Raw genomic sequence first — 18,556 nt, forward strand, 5'->3', positions numbered from 1 at the left:
CGGGGGCAGGGCGATGGACGGGACACAGGGTATGAGCGAGGTGACCGGGAGCGAGGCACTCGCCACGCTCCACCGGGTCTTCGGGTACGACGCCTTCCGCGGCGAGCAGGAAGCGATCATCGATCACGTGGTGGACGGTGGCGACGCCGTCGTACTGATGCCGACCGGCGGCGGCAAATCGCTCTGCTACCAGATCCCGGCGCTGGTCAGAGCCGGTACGGGGATTGTGGTCTCGCCCCTCATCGCCCTGATGCAGGACCAGGTGGACGCGCTGCGGGCGCTCGGCGTGCGCGCCGGGTTCATGAACTCGACGCAGGACTTCGAGGAGCGCCGCCTCGTCGAGGCCGAGTTCCTCGCGGGCGAGCTCGACCTGCTCTACCTGGCGCCCGAGCGGCTGCGGCTCGACTCCACCCTGGAGCTGCTCTCGCGCGGCAAGGTCTCGCTCTTCGCGATCGACGAGGCGCACTGCGTGGCCCAGTGGGGGCACGACTTCCGGCCCGACTACCTGGCCCTCTCCGTGCTCGGGCAGCGTTGGCCCGACGTGCCGCGCATCGCGCTGACCGCGACGGCGACGCGGGCGACGCACCAGGAGATCACCCAGCGCCTCGGCATGCCGGACGCCAAGCACTTCGTGGCGAGCTTCGACCGGCCCAACATCCAGTACCGCATCGTCGGGAAGAACGACCCGAAGAAGCAGCTCCTCTCCTTCCTCAAGCAGGAGCACGAGGGCGACGCGGGCATCGTCTACTGCCTGTCGCGGAAGTCGGTGGAGGCGACCGCCGAGTTCCTGAGTCGGAACGGGATCGAGGCGGTGCCGTACCACGCGGGCCTGGACGCGGCCGTGCGCGCGGAGCACCAGTCGCGGTTCCTGCGCGAGGAGGGCCTCGTCGTCTGCGCGACCATCGCGTTCGGCATGGGCATCGACAAGCCGGACGTCCGGTTCGTCGCCCACCTCGACCTGCCGAAGTCCGTCGAGGGCTACTATCAGGAGACCGGCCGCGCCGGGCGTGACGGCCTCCCGTCGACGGCGTGGATGGCGTACGGGCTGCAGGACGTGGTGCAGCAGCGGAAGTTGATCAACATGGGGGAGGGCGACGAGGCGTTCCGGCGCCGGGCCTCCGCCCACCTCGACTCGATGCTGGCGCTGTGCGAGACGGCGCAGTGCCGCAGGGCCCAGCTCCTCACGTACTTCGGGCAGGAGGGCGCGGAGGCCTGCGGGAACTGCGACACGTGCCTGTCGCCGCCCGAGACGTGGGACGGCACGATCGCCGCGCAGAAGATCCTGTCGACGGTGGTGCGGCTGGAGCGGGAGCGGCGGCAGAAGTTCGGCGCGGGCCAGATCATCGACATCCTGCTGGGCAAGCGCAGCGCCAAGGTCATCCAGTTCGACCACGACCAGCTCTCCGTGTTCGGCATCGGAGAGGAGCTGGCCGAGGCCGAATGGCGGGGCGTGGTGCGGCAGTTGCTGGCGCAGGGGCTCATCGCGGTCGAGGGCGAGTACGGGACGCTCGTGCTGACCGAGGAGAGCGGGGCGGTGCTCGGGCGGCAGCGCGAGGTGCGGCTGCGCAAGGAGCCGAAGCCGGCACCGCGGGCCGCGGCGGCCCGGGAGCGCAGGGCCAAGTCGCCCGCGGTCGAGCTGGCGCCGGACGTGGCCCCGGTCTTCGAGGCGCTGCGCAGCTGGCGCGGAGCGCAGGCGAAGGAGAACGGCGTGCCGGCGTACGTCATCTTCCAGAACACGACGCTCGCGGAGATCGCCAAGGAACAGCCCACGTCGCTGGCCCAGTTGGGTGCGATCAGCGGGGTCGGCGAGAAGAAGCTCGCGACGTGGGGCGAGGGCGTGCTCGGTGTCCTCGCGGGCCTGAGAGGCGAGTCCTCCGGCCCGGCCGGGTCCTCCGGTGCGGCCACATCCGCCGGACCGGGCCGGGACGACGAGCCCTGGCCCGACTACGTGGGCCAGGAGCCGCCGCCGGAGGACGAGCCGGTCCCGGAGGACATCGACTGGTAGGAGGGCCTACTGCACGCAGGAAGCCCTACTGGGCGGGGGACGGCACGATCCGGCCCGTGACCTCGCCCAGTTGGACCCTCGCGCCGTCCGGGCCCGGGGCCCAGGCGGAGAGGGTGACGACGTCGCCGTCCTCCAGGAAGCCGCGCTTGCCCGTGGGGAGGTCCAGCGGCTCCTGGCCGTTCCAGGTGATCTCGATCAGGGAGCCGCGCTCGTTGTCCTCGGTGCCGCTGATCGTCCCGGAGCCGTAGAGGTCGCCGGTGCGCAGCGAGGCGCCGTTGACCGTCATATGGGCGAGCATCTGCGCGCCCGTCCAGTACATGCCGGAGAAGGGGGGCTCGGAGATGACCTGGCCGTTGAGAGTGACCGTGATGCGCAGGTCGTAGCCGGCCGGGTCGGCGGTGGCCTCGGGGCCGCTGTCGTCCAGGTACGGAAGGAGCGGCACCGTCCGCTCCGGCGGGGCCACCCGCGCCGTGTCCAGCGCCTCGAGCGGCGTGATCCACGCCGAGATCGACGTGGCGAACGACTTGCCGAGGTGGGGGCCGAGCGGCACCGTCTCCCAGTTCTGGATGTCGCGCGCCGACCAGTCGTTGAGGAGGCAGAGGCCGAAGACGTGGTCCCGGTAGGAGGAGAGCGGGACCGGGGTGCCCTGCGTGGACGGGACGCCCACGACGTAGCCGACCTCCGTCTCGATGTCGAGGCGGACGGACGGGCCGAAGACCGGGGCGGGGTCGGCCGGGGCCTTGCGCTGGCCCGAGGGGCGCACCACGTCCGTGCCGGAGACGACGACGGTGCCGGAGCGGCCGTGGTAACCGACCGGCAGGTGCTTCCAGTTGGGCTTCAGGGGCTCCTCGTCGGGGCGGAAGAGCCGGCCGAGGTTCGAGGCGTGGTTCTCGGACGCGTAGAAGTCGACGTAGTCCGCGACGTCGAACGGCAGGTGCAGGGTGACCGAGGAGAGGGGGTGCAGAAAGGGGCGGACGACCTCGCGGTGGGACGGCACCGTGACCCACGCGGTGAGTGCGCGGCGCACGTCCGACCAGGTCGTACGGCCCGCCGCAAGCAGCGAGTTGAGGTTCGGGCGGGCCAGGACCGAGACGTAGGGGGAGCCGAGGGCCGCGGCGGCGCCGCCCGCGTCCAGGACGTGATCCCCTATCCGGACGCCGACCCGGCGCTCGGCGCCCTCCGTGCCCTCCGCGCCCTCCGCGCCCTCCGAGGCTTCGGCGGCGAGGGAGAAGACTCCGTACGGAAGGTTGTGCGGGCCGAAGGGGTGGCCTTCGGGAAGGTCGAGTGGGTCGAGACCGCCGAGCGGGGTGTGCTCGGACGCGGACTCGGACGTGGCTGCGGGTGCCATGCCAGCGGGCCTCACTTTCCATTCGGGTGGGCCACACGTTACGTGGGAGGTGCGGGTCCGCGGCAGTGTCTAAAGAGTTCGCAATGTCCGAATGACCCGTTGATGGAGTAGTGGGTTCCGGCTTAGCGTCATTGTCCGGTGGGCACGGACGGGGCCGGGGGCTGCCCCGTATTCAAGGTCCGGGTCCAAGGGGGGACACGTGGGGGGACCCGTGGCCAGGAGCGCCGGGAGTGCCAGCAGCGCCGGAGGCGTGCCGTTCACCGTGGACCGGAGCGTCCCGGGCCTGATCGTGAAGTTCGGCGACTACCCGCTGCACCACGGCGGGGTCGGCGCGATCCGCAGCCTGGGGCGCCTCGGCGTACCGATGTACGCGATCACCGAGGACCCGTACACGCCCGCCGCGGCCTCGCGCTATCTGCGCCGCGCGTTCCCGTGGCGCACGACGGGGACGGAGCGGCCCGAGCGGCTCGTCGACGGGCTGCTGCGCGTGGCCCGCCGGATCGGGCGGCCGACGGTGATGATTCCGACGGACGAGGAGGCCGCCGTCCTCATCGCCGAGCACCAGGAACCCCTGGCGGCCGCCGGATACCTCTTCCCGCGCGTGGAGGGGGAGTTGCCGCGGCGGCTCGCCAGCAAGCAGGGGCTGCACGAGCTGTGCGCGGAGCACGGCATCCCGTCGCCGACGGCCGCGTTCCCGCGGTCGTCCGCGGACATCGAGGAGTTCGCCGCGAAGGCGCGGTTTCCGGTGGTGGCGAAGAACCGGGAGGCGTTCACGCGGCGCGCGCGGCCCGCCGTCAACGGGACGACGCGCATCGCCACGCCCGAGGGGCTGCGTCAACTCGCCCTTGACTGGGGCGAACAGCCGGGCGTGATCCTCCAGGAGTACCTGCCGCGCGAGGCCGCAGAGGACTGGATCGTGCACGCGTACTTCGACCAGGACTCCGTGCCGCTTGCCCTGTTCACCGGCGTCAAGGTGCGTTCCTGGCCGCCGCACGCGGGTATGACGGCGAACGCGTACGTCGTCGACAATCCGGAACTCGCGGACCTCGCCGCGCGTTTCATCAAACAGATCGGCTTCACCGGCGTCATCGACCTCGACCTGCGCTTCGACCGGCGCGACGGGCAGTACAAGCTGCTCGACTTCAATCCGCGGATGGGCGCCCAGTTCCGCCTCTTCGAGAACGAGGCGGGGGTCGACGTCGTCCGCGCCATGCATCTGCACCTGACGGGCCGCGGCGTCCCGGAGGGGGAACAGCGGGCGGGGCAGCGCTACGTCGTGGAGAACATCGACCTGCCGGCCCTGATCGCGTACCGGCGCAGCGGCTACACGACCCCGCACGCGCCGTCCCGGGCCAGGGGGACGGAGCTGGCGTGGTGGGCGGCCGACGACCCGCGGCCGTTCTTCACGATGCTCGCCCGGTTCGTGCGGCCCGGGGCGAAGCACCTGTACCAGCTGTGGCGCACCAGCCGCGGCGCACAACGAATACGCACGTGAAGCAGGCGAAGTAGGTGACGTGACGTCGTCCTGGGGAGGGGCTTCGTGAACGATCCGGTAGCAGTCATAGGGGCGGGGCCCTACGGCCTGTCCACCGCCGCCCACTTGAGGGCGCGCGGCATACCCGTCAGGGTCTTCGGGGAACCCATGGTGAGCTGGCGCTCGCACATGCCCGAAGGCATGATCCTCAAGTCCGTGCCGTCCGCGTCGAACATCGACGCGCCGCAGCGCGGACATCGGCTGGTCGACTACTGCGACGCGGCCGGCATCGACCGGCTCGTCACGGACGAGGACCTGATATCCGCCGAGACGTTCGTGGCGTACGGGGACTGGTTCCAGAAGGAGCTGGTGCCCGACCTGGAGCGGGTGCGGGTGGTGTCCGTGGACCGGCGCGGCCGGGAGGGCTTCGAGCTGAAGCTGGACTCGGGCGAGCAGTTCACGGCGCGGGCGGTGGTCGTCGCCACCGGCCTGTCCGGACTGGAGTATCTGCCACGGGAGTTCGCCGCGGCGGTGCCGGACGGGCCCGCCCCCACGGGTCCGGTCTCGCACAGCGCGCAGCACCACGACCTGTCGCGGTTCGCGGGCAAGGAGCTGATTGTCGTCGGCGCGGGGCAGTCCGCGCTCGAGACGGCGGTGCTCGCGGCGGAGGCGGGGGCGAGCGTGCGGGTGGTGGCGCGCGGCAGGGGCCGGGTGCGGTTCGGGGCGCCGCCGTGGGACCAGCCGCGGCTGCGGCCCCGGACGCCGTTCGGCAACGCGTGGTCGTTGTACGCGCTCACGTACTACCCGCACCCGTACCGTCATCTGCCGCCGCAGGCACGGCACTTCCTGGTCAAGCGGGTCCTCGGGCCGCTCGGGGCGTGGTGGCTCGAGGAGCGCTTCGAGGGGAAGGTGGCGGTGCGGGACGTCGCCGCGATCGAGCGGGTGACGGTGTCGGGGGGCGCGCCCGTGCTCGGGGTGCGGACGCACGGCGGCCGGGGCGAGGAGCTGGCGGCGGACCATGTCGTCGCGGCGACGGGGTACCGGGTGGACCTGGCGGCGATGCCGTTCCTGGGGGAGGGGCTGCGGACGCGGCTCGCCACCAGCCGGGGGACGCCGCGGCTCGGCGCCGGGTATGTGTCGTCCGTGCCCGGCCTGTACTTCACGGGGATGCTGGGCGGGTCGTCGTACGGGCCGGTGATGCGGTTCGTGTGCGGCACGGAGTTCGCGTCGCCGCGGTTGGCGAGGCATCTGGCGGCGGCGCACGGCTGACGCCGACCGGGCGCCGGGGGACAACCCTGTAACCCGAACAGATGACTTCGCGTCCTCGTGACCGGCCGTACCGCGCCAGGGCGGCCGGTACTGGGCGGTTCCCCGGCGCGGGCGGTCCGTATTCTTCGGATCATGCCCGCACCCGCATATGCACTCATCGCCACGGACCTGGACGGAACGCTGCTGCGCGGCGACGACACGGTCTCCGACCGGACGCGCGCCGCGCTCGCGACGGCCGGCGCCGCGGGCGCCCGGCACATCGTGGTGACCGGGCGGCCCGCGCCGCGCGTGAAACCGCTCCTCGACGGGCTCGGGGGGAGCGGGCTCGCGGTGTGCGCGCAGGGGGCGCAGTTGTACGACGGGGTGGGTGACCGGCTGCTGTGGTCGTTGACGCTCGACCGGGACCTCGCCGAGCAGGCCCTCGGGAAGATCGAGGCGGAGATCGGTCAGGTGTACGCGGCCGTGGACCAGGACGGTGTGGAGGGGCTCACGCTCATCGAACCCGGGTACCTCATGCCGCATCCGACGCTGCCCGCGGTACGGGTGCGGGGGCGGGCCGAGCTGTGGGAGCGGCCGATCAGCAAGGTGCTGCTGCGGCATCCGGAGCTCACGGACGACGAGTTGGCGGCGGTGGCGCGGGCGGCGGTGGGGCCGCTCGCGAGCGTCACGATGTCGGGGCCCGGGACGGTCGAGCTGCAGCCGCGCGGGGTGACCAAGGCGACGGGCCTCGGGCTCGCGGCGGAGCGGTTGGGGGTGGCGTCCGCCGACACGATCGCCTTCGGCGACATGCCGAACGATGTGCCGATGTTCGGGTGGGCGGGGTGGGGGGTCGCGGTGGCCAACGCGCATCCTGAGCTCAAGGCCGTCGCCGACGAGGTGACATCGTCGAACGAGGAGGACGGCGTCGCGACCGTCCTCTCCCGTCTCTTCGCCTGACCCGAACCCGCGCCGGGCCGCCCGCCCCTACCCCGCCGTCCGCGGAATGCGGCGCTCCCACGTGTGGTGGAAGACGACCTCGTCGCCCTCCCGGCAGATCACCTCGTTCGACGTGAGGAACTCGTCCGGTGTGCAGGTGATGTCGGAGTGGGTTTCGACGCGGGCGTCCCAGGCACGGTCGGGGCGGTGGAGGCGGATCGACCAGTCGGAGTGGGTGCGGGCCGAGAGGGGGTCGGCCTCGTTGATGACGTAGGTCTCCAGCGCGTCCTCGGTGAACTCGAGGCCGTCGGGGTACAGGCGCGTGCCGCCGTAGCGCGGGTCGACCTCGAGGCGCCATTCGCCCTTGGCCACGTCCCGTACGACGAGGCGCTCGGGGCGCGGCTCGTCCAGCGTCTCCGGGTAGACGACGCCCAGCGGCTCCGACTGTTCCGGAGCGGCGAAAGAGATCGAGTCGTCCGCGGCCGGCCCCCGTACGGGGAGCTCGAGCGCGCTGCCGACCGGGTCGAGCGTGAAACCGGCCTCCGAACCGGGCTGCGGCCAGATCCACGGCCAGTACGCGGAGGAGACCGCGAGCCGGATGCGGTGGCCCGCGGGGAAGGCGTGGCCGATGCCGTTCAGGTCGAACACCACGTCCTCCGTGGTGCCCGGCTCCCACGGCACGTTCTGATCCCGGCCGCGCCGCGACGACAGGTTCAGGACGCCCCGCGTCACCAGCGTCGACGAGCCGTCCGGCGCCACGTCGCACAGCCGCGCCACGACCTGCCCGCGCTCCACCGGGCACGTCACCCGCAGCGTCACACGGGGCCTGCCCAGGACTCGTACCTCGTCCGGCACCTCGAACTCGAAGCACGCCGACTTGGCGTCCTCCTCCCGCTGGTCCGGCGGCAGGTCCGCGTCGTTCCCGAACGGGAAGAACCGGCCCGCGTCGAGCCCGGTGTGCTGCGGCGACCGCACGATCTGGGGCGCGCCCTGGAGCGCGTACGAGACGGACGTGACGTTCGGCGAGGGCCACGACGGGTCGCCGACCCAGCGGCCCGGCAGCTCCGGGTAGACCGTCGCGGGCGGGTGCGAGTCGCTGATCCAGGAGCGCAGCTTCGGCTCCGCCATCACGCCCGTGTCGGTGCCCTTGAGCCAGTGGTCCCACCAGCGCAGGGTTTCCTGGAGGAAGCCGATCGCCGGGCCCGGCGGCAGGCCGCGGTCCGGGTACTGGTGCGACCAGGGTCCGATCAGACCCCGGACCTGCTCGTCGGGCAGGTTCTCGACGAGCCGCAGCACCGTGTCCCGGTACGGGTCGTGCCAGCCGCCGACCGCGAGCACGCCCGCCTTGATCGCGGAGTAGTCCTCGCAGACGCTGCCGTGCCGCCAGTAGTCGTCACGGGTCTGGTGGTCCAGCCACGTGTGGATGAACGGGTCGACGGCTTCGAGGCGCGTCGTCCACAGGTCCTTCCACGCGTCGCCCACGAACTCCGGGTCCGGCGGCCGGGACACGAACGCCAGCATCGTCGACGCCCACGCGTGCATGTCGACGGCGAGCACGGAGCCGCCCATGTAGTGCACGTCGTTGTCGTAGCGGTCGTCCGCCGAGCAGACCGTCACGATGGCCTTCAGCGGCTCGGGCGCGAGCGCGGCGATCTGGAGCGAGTTGAAGCCGCCCCAGGAGATGCCGAACATGCCGACCTTGCCGGAGGACCACGGCTGGGCCGCGAGCCAGTTCACCACCTCGACGCCGTCGGCGAGCTCCTGCTCGGAGTACTCGTCGGTGGGCAGGCCCTCGCTGTTGCCGTGCCCGCGCACGTCCACGCGCACGGAGGCGTAGCCATGGCCCGCGTACCAGGGGTGCCGCTGCCAGTCGCGCGGCGCCGTCCAGTCGGAGAGCCGGTAGGGGAGGTACTCCAGGAGCACCGGCACGGGCTCGTCCGTCACCGGGCGCCACACCCGGGCGAACAGCGTGGTCCCGTCCGACAGGGGTACGCGGATGTCCTCGCGGACCGTCCCGAACGGGAACTCGGTCTGAATCTTGGGAGTCGTGCTCATGGGAAAACCTCAGTGAACCGGGTGCATGGTGCGGCGCAGCCACGGCGCCAGGGCGATCACGGCGATGCCGACCGCGACCGCGATGGCGCCGTTGACGCCGAAGTACGCGGGGTTGGAGACCTGGCCGTAGAGCTTCACGACCTGGGCCTGGATGCCGTTCGCGAGTGCGAGCGAGAGGAACCACAGGGCCATGGTCTGGCTGGCGAAGGCCTGCGGGGCGAGCTTGGTCGTCGCGGACATGCCGGACGTCTCCACGAGGATGTCGCCGAGCCCGAGCAGCAGGTACGAGCCGACGATCCACCAGACCGCCATCTTGTACGTGCTGTCGCTGTGGCCCGACGTCGGCAGCACCATCAGCAGGAACGACAGGCCGCCCAGGACCACGCCGATCGCGATCTTGTTGGAGGCGTGCGGCTGGCGCGGGCCCATCCGGGCCCAGACGGCGGCCACGACGGGCGCGAGCGCCACCTCGAAGGCGCCGAGCGCGGAGGCGTACCAGCCGGCCGGGAAGTCGAAGCCGAGGATCGTCGTCTCGGCGTTCGTCGAGGCCAGCAGGATCATCGTCGAGTACGCCTGGAACAGGATGAAGTTGAAGGCGACCGAGGCGAGGAAGAGCACCAGGTAGGGCTTGAGCCGCCCGCGCTCCTCAGCCGTGACCCGCGGGCTCTTGAACATCACCACGAAGTACACGATCGGCGCGGCCACCGAGATGTACGTCAGGAGGTCGACGAAGCGGCCCATGGTGAGCCAGCCGACGGCGGCCAGGACCACCGCGACGACGGCCACCACGACCGCGCCGACGATCATCAGCCGGACCGCCCTGCGCATCCCCTCGGGCGGCAGCGCGTACTCGGCGGCGTCCGTGCGCCCGGCCAGGTGGCGGCGCCCGGCGACGTACTGGATCAGGCCGAGCGTCATGCCGATCGCGGCGGCCGAGAAGCCCCAGTGCCAGCCCTTGTGGTCGCCGAGCCAGCCGGTGATCAGCGGTCCGGCGAAGGCGCCGATGTTGATGCCCATGTAGTACAGGGCGAAGCCGGCGTCGCGGCGCTCGTCGTCGGTCCGGTACAGCTTGCCGACCATCGAGGCGACGTTCGGCTTGAGCAGCCCGGTTCCCGCGCTGATCAGGCCGAGTCCGACCCAGGTCATCGTGGGTGTGGGCACCGCCATCGAGTAATGTCCGCAGGCGATGAGGATGCCGCCCCACAGGACGGCGCGGTACGAGCCGAGGATCCGGTCGGCGAGCCAGCCGCCCCCGACCGAGACGAGGTACACCAGCGTGCCGTACGCCGCCGAGACCGAGGCCGCGTTGCCGGGGTCCATGCCCATGCCGCCGTGCGCGACGGTGTCGGCGAAGTACAGGACGAGGATGGCCTGCATGCCGAGGAACGAGAAACGTTCCCATACCTCGAGGCCGGAGAGGGTGAGCAGGCCCCTCGGTTGGCCGAAGAAGGCCGTGTCGTCGCCGGGGGGCGGCGCGCTGCCCGTGTCGTTCGCGGTGCGGGACAAAGTGCGTACTCCAGGTCGTCTGTGCTGATCAAGAACATACCGGGGGTGTCGCGAACCCGCCTGGTCCAGGGTGTTCGGGCGGGCGCCACCTGTGATCGAAACGCGACCGGATACGCTGACTTGAGTGATGGCAGCGACACATCGACAAACCGTGTCATCGACCGAATGATCGACCGAGTTCGCCATGTGATCGTCAGCAGACAGGAGACCCACTCGTGACCGTCGTCGGGACTTTCGGTCTTAGCGTGCGGGACCAGGCTCTCGAAGCCGATGTCCAGGCCGGATTGACGGCCGTCGAGGAGGGACTGCTCGAAGCCACCAAGAGCGAGGTCCCCTTCATCACGGAGGCCGCCCAGCACCTGGTGCGGGCCGGGGGCAAGCGGTTCAGGCCGCTGCTCGTGACCCTCGCCGCCCAGTTCGGCGACCCGTACGCGCCCGGCATCGTGCCCTCGGCCGTCGTCGTCGAGCTCACCCACCTCGCGACGCTCTACCACGACGACGTGATGGACGAGGCGGACGTGCGGCGCGGGGTGCCGAGCGCCAACCAGCGCTGGGGCAACTCGGTGGCCGTGCTCACCGGCGACTTCCTCTTCGCCCGCGCCTCGCACATCCTCGCCGACCTCGGCCCGGACGCCGTGCGGATCCAGGCGGAGGCGTTCGAGCGCCTGGTCACCGGACAGATCCTGGAGACGGCGGGACCGGCCGACGGCCGCGACCCCGTCGACCACTACCTCGACGTGCTCAGCGGCAAGACCGGCTCGCTGATCGCCGTGGCCTGCCGCTTCGGCGCGATGATGTCCGGCGCCGACGAGACCGTCGTCGACGTCCTCACCCAGTACGGGGAGCGGCTCGGCGTCGCCTTCCAGCTCGCCGACGACGTCCTCGACATCGCCTCCGACTCGCACGAGTCCGGCAAGACGCCCGGCACCGACCTCCGCGAGGGCATCGCCACGCTGCCGGTGCTCCGGCTGCGCGAGCGCGCCGAGCGGCTCGGCCTGCCCGAGGACAAGGAGCTCGTCGAGCTCCTCGACTCGGACCTCGGCGACGACGACCGGCTCGCCGACGCGGTCGCCCGCCTGCGCGCCCACCCGGCCCTCGAGCAGGCCCGCCGCGACACCGTCCGGTACGCGGAGGACGCCAGGGCGGCCCTCGCCCCGCTCCCGGAGTGCGAGGCGAAGCGGGCGATGATCGAGCTCTGCGACGCGGTGGTGCACCGGGCCGGCTGAGGCCCCGTGACGGCATTCGTGTGACGAGGCGGCACCGTCCCCTACGGGTGGGGGAGGGTGCCGCCTCGTCGTGTCATCCCGTAGGCGTACGCGGAGTTGAGCCCGCGGTCTGACGCTTCCTCATGGCCGGTTTGGTCAGATTGGGTACACCACTCCAGACCAATCCGGGTGAGAATGGCGGCTTGGGGTGGACGCACACTGGACGAGGGCACAACACGGTAAGCCGCCGCCGATCACGGAGGTAGGGCAAGAACATGGCACCGTACGCATCCGAAGACAGCGAGAGCGGCACGCGCCGCAAGGCCGTGCGCTACGCGGTCCCCGTCGCCGTGGTGGGGGTGGCCGCGGCGACCATCGGGCTCGTCCCGGCGCTCGCCGACTCCGGCGACCCGGACCTTCCCGACATCACCGCCCGCCAGCTCATCGAGAAGATCGCGAAGTCGGACACCGAGCAGCTCTCCGGCACCGTGAAGATCAGTACGGACCTGGGCCTGCCCTCGCTCGGCGGCGCCGCGGGCGGCGCCCTGGGCGGCGGCGAGAAGGAGGGCGCGTCCTCCGCCGACCCGCAGTCGAAGCTGACCGAGCTGGCCTCCGGCTCGCACACGCTGCGCGTCGCGGCGGACGGCCCCGACCGCCAGAAGCTGTCGGTCCTCGACGACGCGTCCGAGTACAGCGTGATCCACAACGGCGACGACGTGTGGGCGTACGACAGCAAGTCGAACGAGGCGTACCACGCGAAGCAGAAGGCGGGCGCGGACCACGGCGACCACGCGAAGAAGGCCCCGAAGGGCGCCCCGGCCACGCCGAAGGAGCTCACGGACGCGATCCTCGAGGCGGGCGGCGACACCACGTCGTTCTCCGTCGACGGCACGTCGCAGGTCGCGGGCCGGGACGCGTACCGGCTCCAGATCAAGCCGAAGCAGTCCGGTTCGACGGTCGGCGCGGTCACCGTCGCCGTGGACGCCAAGACCGGTACGCCGCTGAAGTTCACGCTGACCCCGGCGGGCGGCGGCGCGGCCGTCGTCGACGCCGGCTTCACCAAGGTCGACTTCGCGAAGCCGGCCGCCTCCACCTTCGACTTCAAGCCCGCCAAGGGCATGAAGGTCACCGAGGCGGACGAGCGGGCGAAGGCGCCGCGGCACGAGGGCACGGCCAAGCCGGAGGAGCTGAAGGCCGGCAGGCTCGACGACCTGAACGTCATCGGCAAGGGCTGGACCTCGATCGCCGAGCTGAAGCTCCCGAAGGAGGCCGCGGGGCTCGCCGCGGGCAAGGGCTCGGCCGAGATGCCGGCCGACGCGCAGAAGTTCCTCGACTCCCTGGGCGACAAGGTGAAGGGGAAGTTCGGCTCCGGCACGGTCTACTCGACCCGCCTGGTGAACGTCCTGGTCACCGAGGACGGCAAGGCGTACGCGGGCGCGGTCACCAAGAGCGAGCTGGTGAAGGCGGCCGACGCGGGCTGATCGGGGGAAGTCCGAGGTGAGGGGGCGGTGCGGACCGCCCCCTCACCCGTATGCTCGGCGGCACCTGCGCGGAGGAGGGGCATTGGAGGAGGCACCCGTCAACGAGCCACTCGTCATCGAGACGCGGGAACTCAGCAAGCGGTACCGGGGCGGCCAGCTCGCCGTCGACGGGCTCAGCCTGAGCGTCCCGCCCGGCACCGTCTTCGGCTTCCTCGGGCCGAACGGCTCGGGCAAGACCACCACCATCCGCATGCTCATGGGCCTCATCGAGCCGACCTCGGGGTCCGCCCGGGTCCTCGGCCACCCCGTGCCGCGCGCCACGAGGACGGTGCTGCCGCACGTCGGCGCGCTCATCGAGGGGCCCGCCCTGTACGGATTCCTCAGCGGCCGCGACAACCTGCTGCGCTACGACGCGGCCGACCCGACCGCCGACCCCCGCACCCGCAAGCGCCGGGTCGGCGAGGCGCTCGACCGGGTGGGCCTGACGTCCGCCGCGGGCAAGAAGGCCCGCGCGTACTCCCTCGGCATGAAGCAGCGGCTCGGTCTCGCCTCCGCGCTGCTCACCCCGCGCCGCCTCCTCGTCCTCGACGAGCCGACGAACGGCCTCGACCCGCAGGGCATGCGGGAGATCAGGACGCTGGTCCGTGAGCTGGCGTCCGACGGCACGACCGTCTTCCTCTCCTCGCACCTCCTCGACGAGATCGAGCAGGTCTGCACGCACGCCGCCGTGATGGCGAAGGGGCGCCTCCTCACGCAGGGGCCCGTCGCCGAACTGGCCGCCGGGGTACGCGGGAAGCTCACCGTCACCACGCCCGACCCGGCCGAGGCCGCCCGCGTCCTCAAGGAGCACGGCCTCACCGTCATCGAGACGACGGACGAGCTGGTCACGGCCGAACCACCGCCGCCCGAGACCGATCTGGCGGACCTGAACACGGCTCTGGTCACCGCGCGCGTGCGGGTGCGCGGCTTCGGCCTCGAGCGGGCCTCGCTCGAGGACGCGTTCGTCGCGCTGACGGGGGAGGGCTTCGATGTCGCCGGTTGAGACCCTGGAGGCGCCGGCCGCCCAGGAGCGGCCGAAGGCCCTGTGGACGTTCGGCCTGCTGCGCAGCGAGCTGACCGTGACCCTGCGCCGCTGGCGCACCCTCGCCCTGCTCGCGGTCCTCGCGGGCGTGCCGGTCCTGATCGGTGTCGCCGTGCGGATCGAGACGAGCGGGGACGAGGCGGGCGGCGCGGGCGGCGGCGGCCCCGCGTTCATCGCGCAGATCACCAACAACGGCCTGTTCCTGGTGTTCACGGCGCTCGCCGCGACCCTCCCGTTCTTCCTGCCCATGGCGATCGGCGTCGTCGCGGGCGACGCCGTCGCCGGCGAGGCGAGCTCGGGGACGCTGCGCTATCTGCTGGTCGCGCCCGCGGGCCGGACCCGGCTGCTGCTCACCAAGTACGCGACCGTGCTCGCGTTCTGCCTGGTGGCGACGCTCGTGGTGGCGGTGTCCGCGCTGATCACCGGGGCGCTGCTCTTCCCGCTCGGCGACGTGACCACCATCTCCGGCACCCGGATCGGCTTCGGCGAGGGCCTGTGGCGGGCGCTCCTGATAGCGCTGGTGGTCGCGGCGTCCCTGATCGGCGTGGCCGCGCTCGGCCTGTTCGTGTCGACGCTCACCGGCAGCGGCATCGCGGCGATGGCGACGACGGTGGGGCTGCTGATCACGGTGCAGATCCTCGACCAGATCCCGCAGTTGCACGCCGTCCAGCCGTACCTGTTCTCGCACCAGTGGCTGTCCTTCGCCGACCTGATGCGCGCACCGGTGTACTGGGACGACGTGCTCTCCAACCTGCGGCTCCAGCTCCTCTACGCGGCGGTGTTCGGCTCCGCCGCGTGGGCCAGGTTCACGACGAAGGACATCACCGCGTGAACCCTCCGGCCGGGGCCCCCGCCCTGTCCTGACGCGCGGCGCCCCGCGGCAGCCGGTCGCCGCGCCGCGGCCGGGCGAGCAGGAAGCCGACGGGGGCGCCGATCAGGACCGAGGAGTGGAACGGCCAGTAGTTCCAGTCCAGGTCGGGGAAGACCGCGTACGCGTTCCCCGAGACCGACGGCGAGAAGAACGTGACGAGTAGGATCGCCGCCGTGCTCCCGTAGACGCAGCGCTTCATGGCCGAGGCGGACATCGGGCGGTCCTCGCGCAGCGAGTGGACGACGAGCGGCAGGACCGACGACGTCGTCACCGTGTAGGACAGGATCAGCCAGAACTGCGGGCTGACGTCCGGGGTGAGCGCGGCGAGCAGGATGCTCAGCCCGCCGACGGCGCTCATGGTGAGGCGGGCGCGGCCCGCGCTGACGCTCATCGTGCCGTCCGCCTTGAGCCCCTGCGGCTTGGCCACGGGGCCGCCCGTGCCGAGGTCGCGGACCACGGAGGCGGCGGCGGAGAGCAGCAGGACGGAGGCGGCGGCGAGGATCGTCAGGAAGGTCGTGCAGAGCCCGAACAGCAGCCACTTGCCGAGCCCGTCCTCGCCGCCGTCGAGGGCGATGGCGAGCCGGGCGACGATGTTCCCGCCGAACTGCCCCTGCGCCACCAGGTCCTTCTGCGGCACCAGGGCCGCCGCGCCGATGCCGATCAGGGCGGCGAGGGCGCACAGCGGGGCGATCACGACGAAGCCCACGGCCGCGACGCGGCGCCCGGCGGCCGGGTGCGGAGCGTCCGTGAAGCGGGCGATGAGGTACGGCATGAAGGCCGCGCCCGTCAGGACGCAGGAGCAGAACGCGGCGAGGTCGACGAAGCCGATGGGGCCGTCGCCGAAGAGCTGGCCCATCTCGAGGAAGCCGGTCGATCCGGTGTGGAGCCGGTCGGCGGCGTCGAACAGCGAGCCGAGGTCGCCGTCGAACCTGACGAGGACGAGCAGGCCGAGGACCGGGGCGATGAGCAGCAGACCGCCGATCTTCACGAGCTGCAGCACGGTCGCGCCGCGGGTGGCTCCGATCGCCGCGCAGGACACGATCAGGGCGCCCATCAGGACGATGAGCACCTGCCGGGTCGTCAGGTCGTCGATGCCGACCATGCGGGCGGTGTCGCCGATGGGCTGGAACTGGGCGGTGAGCAGTGGCACCGTCGCCGCGAGCAGCGCGAACCCGGCGGCGCGACGGCCGGGCCCCGGTGGCAGATGACGGGCGACGGTCTCGCCGAAGGAGCGCCCGCCCCGGCCCGCGAGCCGTTTCGCCAGCCACTGCCGCATGAGCAGCGGCGAGAGCGCGGCGCTCACGGCGACCGCGACCCCGTCGCCGCCGGCCACGGCCACGACCCCGACGAGGTACATGACGGCGGCGGCGTTGGCGATGTCGCCGGCGTAGGCGAATCCGATCAGGCGTGCTCCGAGCCGGTTCCCCTCACCGACGCGGAAGAACTCGTCCCCGACACGCAGATCGGGGCTCGCCCACATCGACAGGAACAGACAGGCGCCGATGAACAGCAGGAACAGCAGCAGGGAGACCACGAGTCCGTCGGTCAGGGCTCCCATCAGGCACCGCCCCCGTGGTCGGTGCGCGTTCCGGTGCGGGCGCCCAGGAGGCATCCGTAGGTCAAGGCTCCTCCAGGAGCGGTACGTGTGGCGTCAGGCGCGGGCGGGACGCGACAACGGCATCGACCACCCGGCGGGTCGAGCACAGGTTACCGACGGTTAGAGAGGAGCGCTCAGAGGTGAACGGAGGTGATTCCGCGAAGAGTTGGTGACCGCGGGCGTGCCGGGCCGCCCCGGTGCAGCCGGTCACTGGAGGCAGAACTCGTTGCCCTCCGGGTCGCCCATCAGCAGCCACTCGCCGCCCTGGGACTTCACCTCGTCCAGGACGCGCGCGCCGAGGCCGGTCAGCCGCTCGGCCTCCGCCGCCCGCCGCCCCGGCTCGCTGTGCACGTCGATGTGCAGCCGGTTCTTGCCGCTCTTGGCCTCGGGCACCCGCTGGAACAGGATGCGGCGGCCGAGCCCGGTGCCGGTGTCGTCGGCCACCGGGTCGTCCGGGTGGCGCACGGCGACCAGGTCGCGGAAGGCCCGCCGCCCCCACCGCGTCACCGTGTCCGCCTCGGCGACGGCGCCGAACCCCAGGAGCCGCTCGATCAGGGCGGCGTTGTCCTCGATCTCGTAGCCGAGCGTGGCGGCCCAGAACTCGGCCTGCGCGTGCGGGTCGGCGGCGTCGACGACGAGCTTCCAGTGCAGTGTCATGCCCCAGTTATAGGGCGAACGTCGTCCGTGTGCGCGGTGTTCGGGACATGCGCCGCGGCCTCCGCCTCGGCGCGCGCGAGGCGGGCCCGGTTGATCCGCGCGGTGCGCAGCGCGTCCCAGGTCAGCAGGATCAGCGCCAGCCAGACGAGCGCGAACCCGGCCCACCGCTCGGCCGGCATCGCCTCGTGGAAGTACCAGATGCCGAGCAGGAACTGGAACACCGGAGCGAGGTACTGGAGCAGCCCGAGCGTCGACAGCGGCACCCGGATCGCCGCGGCGCCGAAGCACACCAGGGGCAGCGCCGTGATCAGGCCCGCCGACGCGAGCAGCACCCCGTGCCCCGCGCCCTCCGACCCGAACGTGGAGCGGCCCTGCGATCCCAGCCACAGCAGATAGCCGAGCGCGGGCAGGAACTGCACGGCGGTCTCGGCGGCGAGCGACTCCAGGCCGCTCAGGTTCACCTTCTTCTTCACGAGCCCGTACGTGCCGAAGGAGAACGCGAGGACGAGCGAGATCCACGGCGGCTGCCCGTACCCGACGGCGAGCACGAGGACGGCGGCGAAGCCGGTGCCGACGGCCGCCCACTGCGCGGGCCGCAGCCGCTCCTTCAGGAGCAGCACGCCGAGGGCGATGGAGACGAGCGGGTTGATGAAGTAGCCGAGGGAGGCCTCGACGACATGGCCGGAGTTCACCGACCAGATGTAGACGCCCCAGTTGACGGTGATGACCGCGGCGGCGACGGCGACGAGCCCGAGCCGCTTCGGCTGCCGCAGCAGCTCCTTGGCCCAGCCCCACTGCCGTACGAAGAGCAGCGCGACGCCCACGAAGGCCAGCGACCACACCATCCGGTGGGCGAGGATCTCCACCGACCCGGCGGGCTTGAGCAGCGGCCAGAACAGGGGGACCAGGCCCCACATCCCGTAGGCCGCGAAACCGTTGAGAAGGCCGATCCGTCCGTCGTTGCCGCCCCGTCCCTCACGGCCCGGCTCGGCGCCCGCCCCGTCCTGCATGAACCCCTCCTCCTGACACACGGCAGCCCGGCGGCGGCCACCACGAAGGTAGCGCCGCCGGGCCCGGTCCGTCATGCCCGTA

At 72.0% G+C, this 18,556-nt stretch carries 14 protein-coding genes; 8 read left to right on the plus strand and 6 right to left on the minus strand.

The window, feature by feature from the left end:
- Window positions 1-31 precede the first annotated feature (31 nt).
- Window positions 32-2,005 carry a DNA helicase RecQ gene (recQ, locus tag ACTWJ8_RS22715; protein ID WP_443260135.1) on the plus strand — a complete coding sequence of 658 codons (1,974 nt, stop codon included), beginning with the start codon at window positions 32-34 and terminating at the stop codon, window positions 2,003-2,005.
- 25 nt (window positions 2,006-2,030) lie between these two features.
- On the opposite strand, the gene fahA is transcribed toward recQ, so the two are convergent.
- Window positions 2,031-3,353, minus strand: coding sequence for a fumarylacetoacetase (fahA, locus tag ACTWJ8_RS22720; RefSeq protein ID WP_443260136.1), 1,323 nt, complete (start codon window positions 3,351-3,353; stop codon window positions 2,031-2,033).
- Window positions 3,354-3,603: 250 nt separating this feature from the next.
- Between fahA and ACTWJ8_RS22725 the strand changes: the two genes are divergently transcribed.
- The 3 genes from ACTWJ8_RS22725 (at window position 3,604) to ACTWJ8_RS22735 (ending at window position 7,032) form a co-directional block, all read left to right on the plus strand.
- Window positions 3,604-4,848: a carboxylate--amine ligase gene (locus ACTWJ8_RS22725; RefSeq protein WP_443264968.1), complete on the plus strand. Its 1,245-nt coding sequence runs from the start codon at window positions 3,604-3,606 to the stop codon at window positions 4,846-4,848.
- A 45-nt stretch (window positions 4,849-4,893) separates the two neighbouring features.
- Window positions 4,894-6,096, plus strand: coding sequence for an FAD-dependent oxidoreductase (locus ACTWJ8_RS22730; protein ID WP_356375077.1), 1,203 nt, complete (start codon window positions 4,894-4,896; stop codon window positions 6,094-6,096).
- 132 nt (window positions 6,097-6,228) lie between these two features.
- Window positions 6,229-7,032, plus strand: a complete 804-nt coding sequence (locus ACTWJ8_RS22735; protein WP_443260137.1) for an HAD family hydrolase — start codon at window positions 6,229-6,231, stop codon at window positions 7,030-7,032.
- A gap of 27 nt (window positions 7,033-7,059) precedes the next feature.
- Here ACTWJ8_RS22735 and ACTWJ8_RS22740 read toward each other — a convergent pair whose 3' ends face one another.
- Both ACTWJ8_RS22740 and ACTWJ8_RS22745 read right to left on the minus strand, forming a co-directional pair.
- Window positions 7,060-9,066, minus strand: coding sequence for a CocE/NonD family hydrolase (locus ACTWJ8_RS22740; RefSeq protein WP_443260138.1), 2,007 nt, complete (start codon window positions 9,064-9,066; stop codon window positions 7,060-7,062).
- A 9-nt stretch (window positions 9,067-9,075) separates the two neighbouring features.
- A complete protein-coding gene (locus tag ACTWJ8_RS22745) occupies window positions 9,076-10,572 on the minus strand; it encodes a peptide MFS transporter (protein ID WP_356375069.1) in 1,497 nt (498 codons plus the stop codon).
- Window positions 10,573-10,787: 215 nt separating this feature from the next.
- On the opposite strand from ACTWJ8_RS22745, the gene ACTWJ8_RS22750 reads away from it, so the two are divergent.
- From ACTWJ8_RS22750 to ACTWJ8_RS22765, 4 genes are all read left to right on the plus strand, one after another.
- The gene (locus ACTWJ8_RS22750; protein ID WP_356375066.1) at window positions 10,788-11,798 is read left to right on the plus strand and encodes a polyprenyl synthetase family protein; all 1,011 of its coding nucleotides are present in this window, start codon (window positions 10,788-10,790) and stop codon (window positions 11,796-11,798) included.
- A 254-nt stretch (window positions 11,799-12,052) separates the two neighbouring features.
- Window positions 12,053-13,258 carry a LolA family protein gene (locus tag ACTWJ8_RS22755; protein WP_443260139.1) on the plus strand — a complete coding sequence of 402 codons (1,206 nt, stop codon included), beginning with the start codon at window positions 12,053-12,055 and terminating at the stop codon, window positions 13,256-13,258.
- An 82-nt stretch (window positions 13,259-13,340) separates the two neighbouring features.
- Window positions 13,341-14,300, plus strand: a complete 960-nt coding sequence (locus ACTWJ8_RS22760) for an ABC transporter ATP-binding protein (RefSeq protein ID WP_443260140.1) — start codon at window positions 13,341-13,343, stop codon at window positions 14,298-14,300.
- Complete coding sequence (locus ACTWJ8_RS22765; protein WP_443260141.1) at window positions 14,287-15,171, plus strand: ABC transporter permease; 885 nt, start codon at window positions 14,287-14,289, stop codon at window positions 15,169-15,171. The genes ACTWJ8_RS22760 and ACTWJ8_RS22765 overlap by 14 nt, the downstream gene beginning before the upstream one ends.
- Here ACTWJ8_RS22765 and ACTWJ8_RS22770 read toward each other — a convergent pair.
- From ACTWJ8_RS22770 to rarD, 3 genes are all read right to left on the minus strand, one after another.
- Window positions 15,161-16,768 (minus strand): hypothetical protein, encoded by a 1,608-nt coding sequence (locus ACTWJ8_RS22770; RefSeq protein WP_443260142.1) that lies wholly within the window; start codon window positions 16,766-16,768, stop codon window positions 15,161-15,163. The two genes, ACTWJ8_RS22765 and ACTWJ8_RS22770, sit on opposite strands and share 11 nt — an antisense overlap.
- 246 nt (window positions 16,769-17,014) lie before the next feature.
- Window positions 17,015-17,464, minus strand: coding sequence for a VOC family protein (locus ACTWJ8_RS22775; protein WP_443260143.1), 450 nt, complete (start codon window positions 17,462-17,464; stop codon window positions 17,015-17,017).
- The gene (gene rarD, locus ACTWJ8_RS22780) at window positions 17,461-18,474 is read right to left on the minus strand and encodes an EamA family transporter RarD (RefSeq protein WP_443260144.1); all 1,014 of its coding nucleotides are present in this window, start codon (window positions 18,472-18,474) and stop codon (window positions 17,461-17,463) included. Before rarD ends, ACTWJ8_RS22775 begins: the two co-directional genes overlap by 4 nt.
- Window positions 18,475-18,556 lie beyond the last annotated feature (82 nt).

This window comes from Streptomyces sp. SDT5-1, from assembly GCF_052245995.1.
Taxonomy (GTDB): domain Bacteria; phylum Actinomycetota; class Actinomycetes; order Streptomycetales; family Streptomycetaceae; genus Streptomyces.

Excerpts from the sequence above, each read along its gene's own strand:
- recQ (WP_443260135.1), top strand. The coding sequence starts at position 32 with ATGAGCGAGGTGACCGGGAGCGAGGCACTCGCCACGCTCCACCGGGTC.
- fahA (WP_443260136.1), bottom strand. The coding sequence starts at position 3,353 with ATGGCACCCGCAGCCACGTCCGAGTCCGCGTCCGAGCACACCCCGCTC.
- ACTWJ8_RS22765 (WP_443260141.1), top strand. The coding sequence starts at position 14,287 with ATGTCGCCGGTTGAGACCCTGGAGGCGCCGGCCGCCCAGGAGCGGCCG.
- ACTWJ8_RS22735 (WP_443260137.1), top strand. The coding sequence starts at position 6,229 with ATGCCCGCACCCGCATATGCACTCATCGCCACGGACCTGGACGGAACG.
- ACTWJ8_RS22755 (WP_443260139.1), top strand. The coding sequence starts at position 12,053 with ATGGCACCGTACGCATCCGAAGACAGCGAGAGCGGCACGCGCCGCAAG.
- rarD (WP_443260144.1), bottom strand. The coding sequence starts at position 18,474 with ATGCAGGACGGGGCGGGCGCCGAGCCGGGCCGTGAGGGACGGGGCGGC.
- ACTWJ8_RS22740 (WP_443260138.1), bottom strand. The coding sequence starts at position 9,066 with ATGAGCACGACTCCCAAGATTCAGACCGAGTTCCCGTTCGGGACGGTC.
- ACTWJ8_RS22770 (WP_443260142.1), bottom strand. The coding sequence starts at position 16,768 with ATGGGAGCCCTGACCGACGGACTCGTGGTCTCCCTGCTGCTGTTCCTG.
- ACTWJ8_RS22775 (WP_443260143.1), bottom strand. The coding sequence starts at position 17,464 with ATGACACTGCACTGGAAGCTCGTCGTCGACGCCGCCGACCCGCACGCG.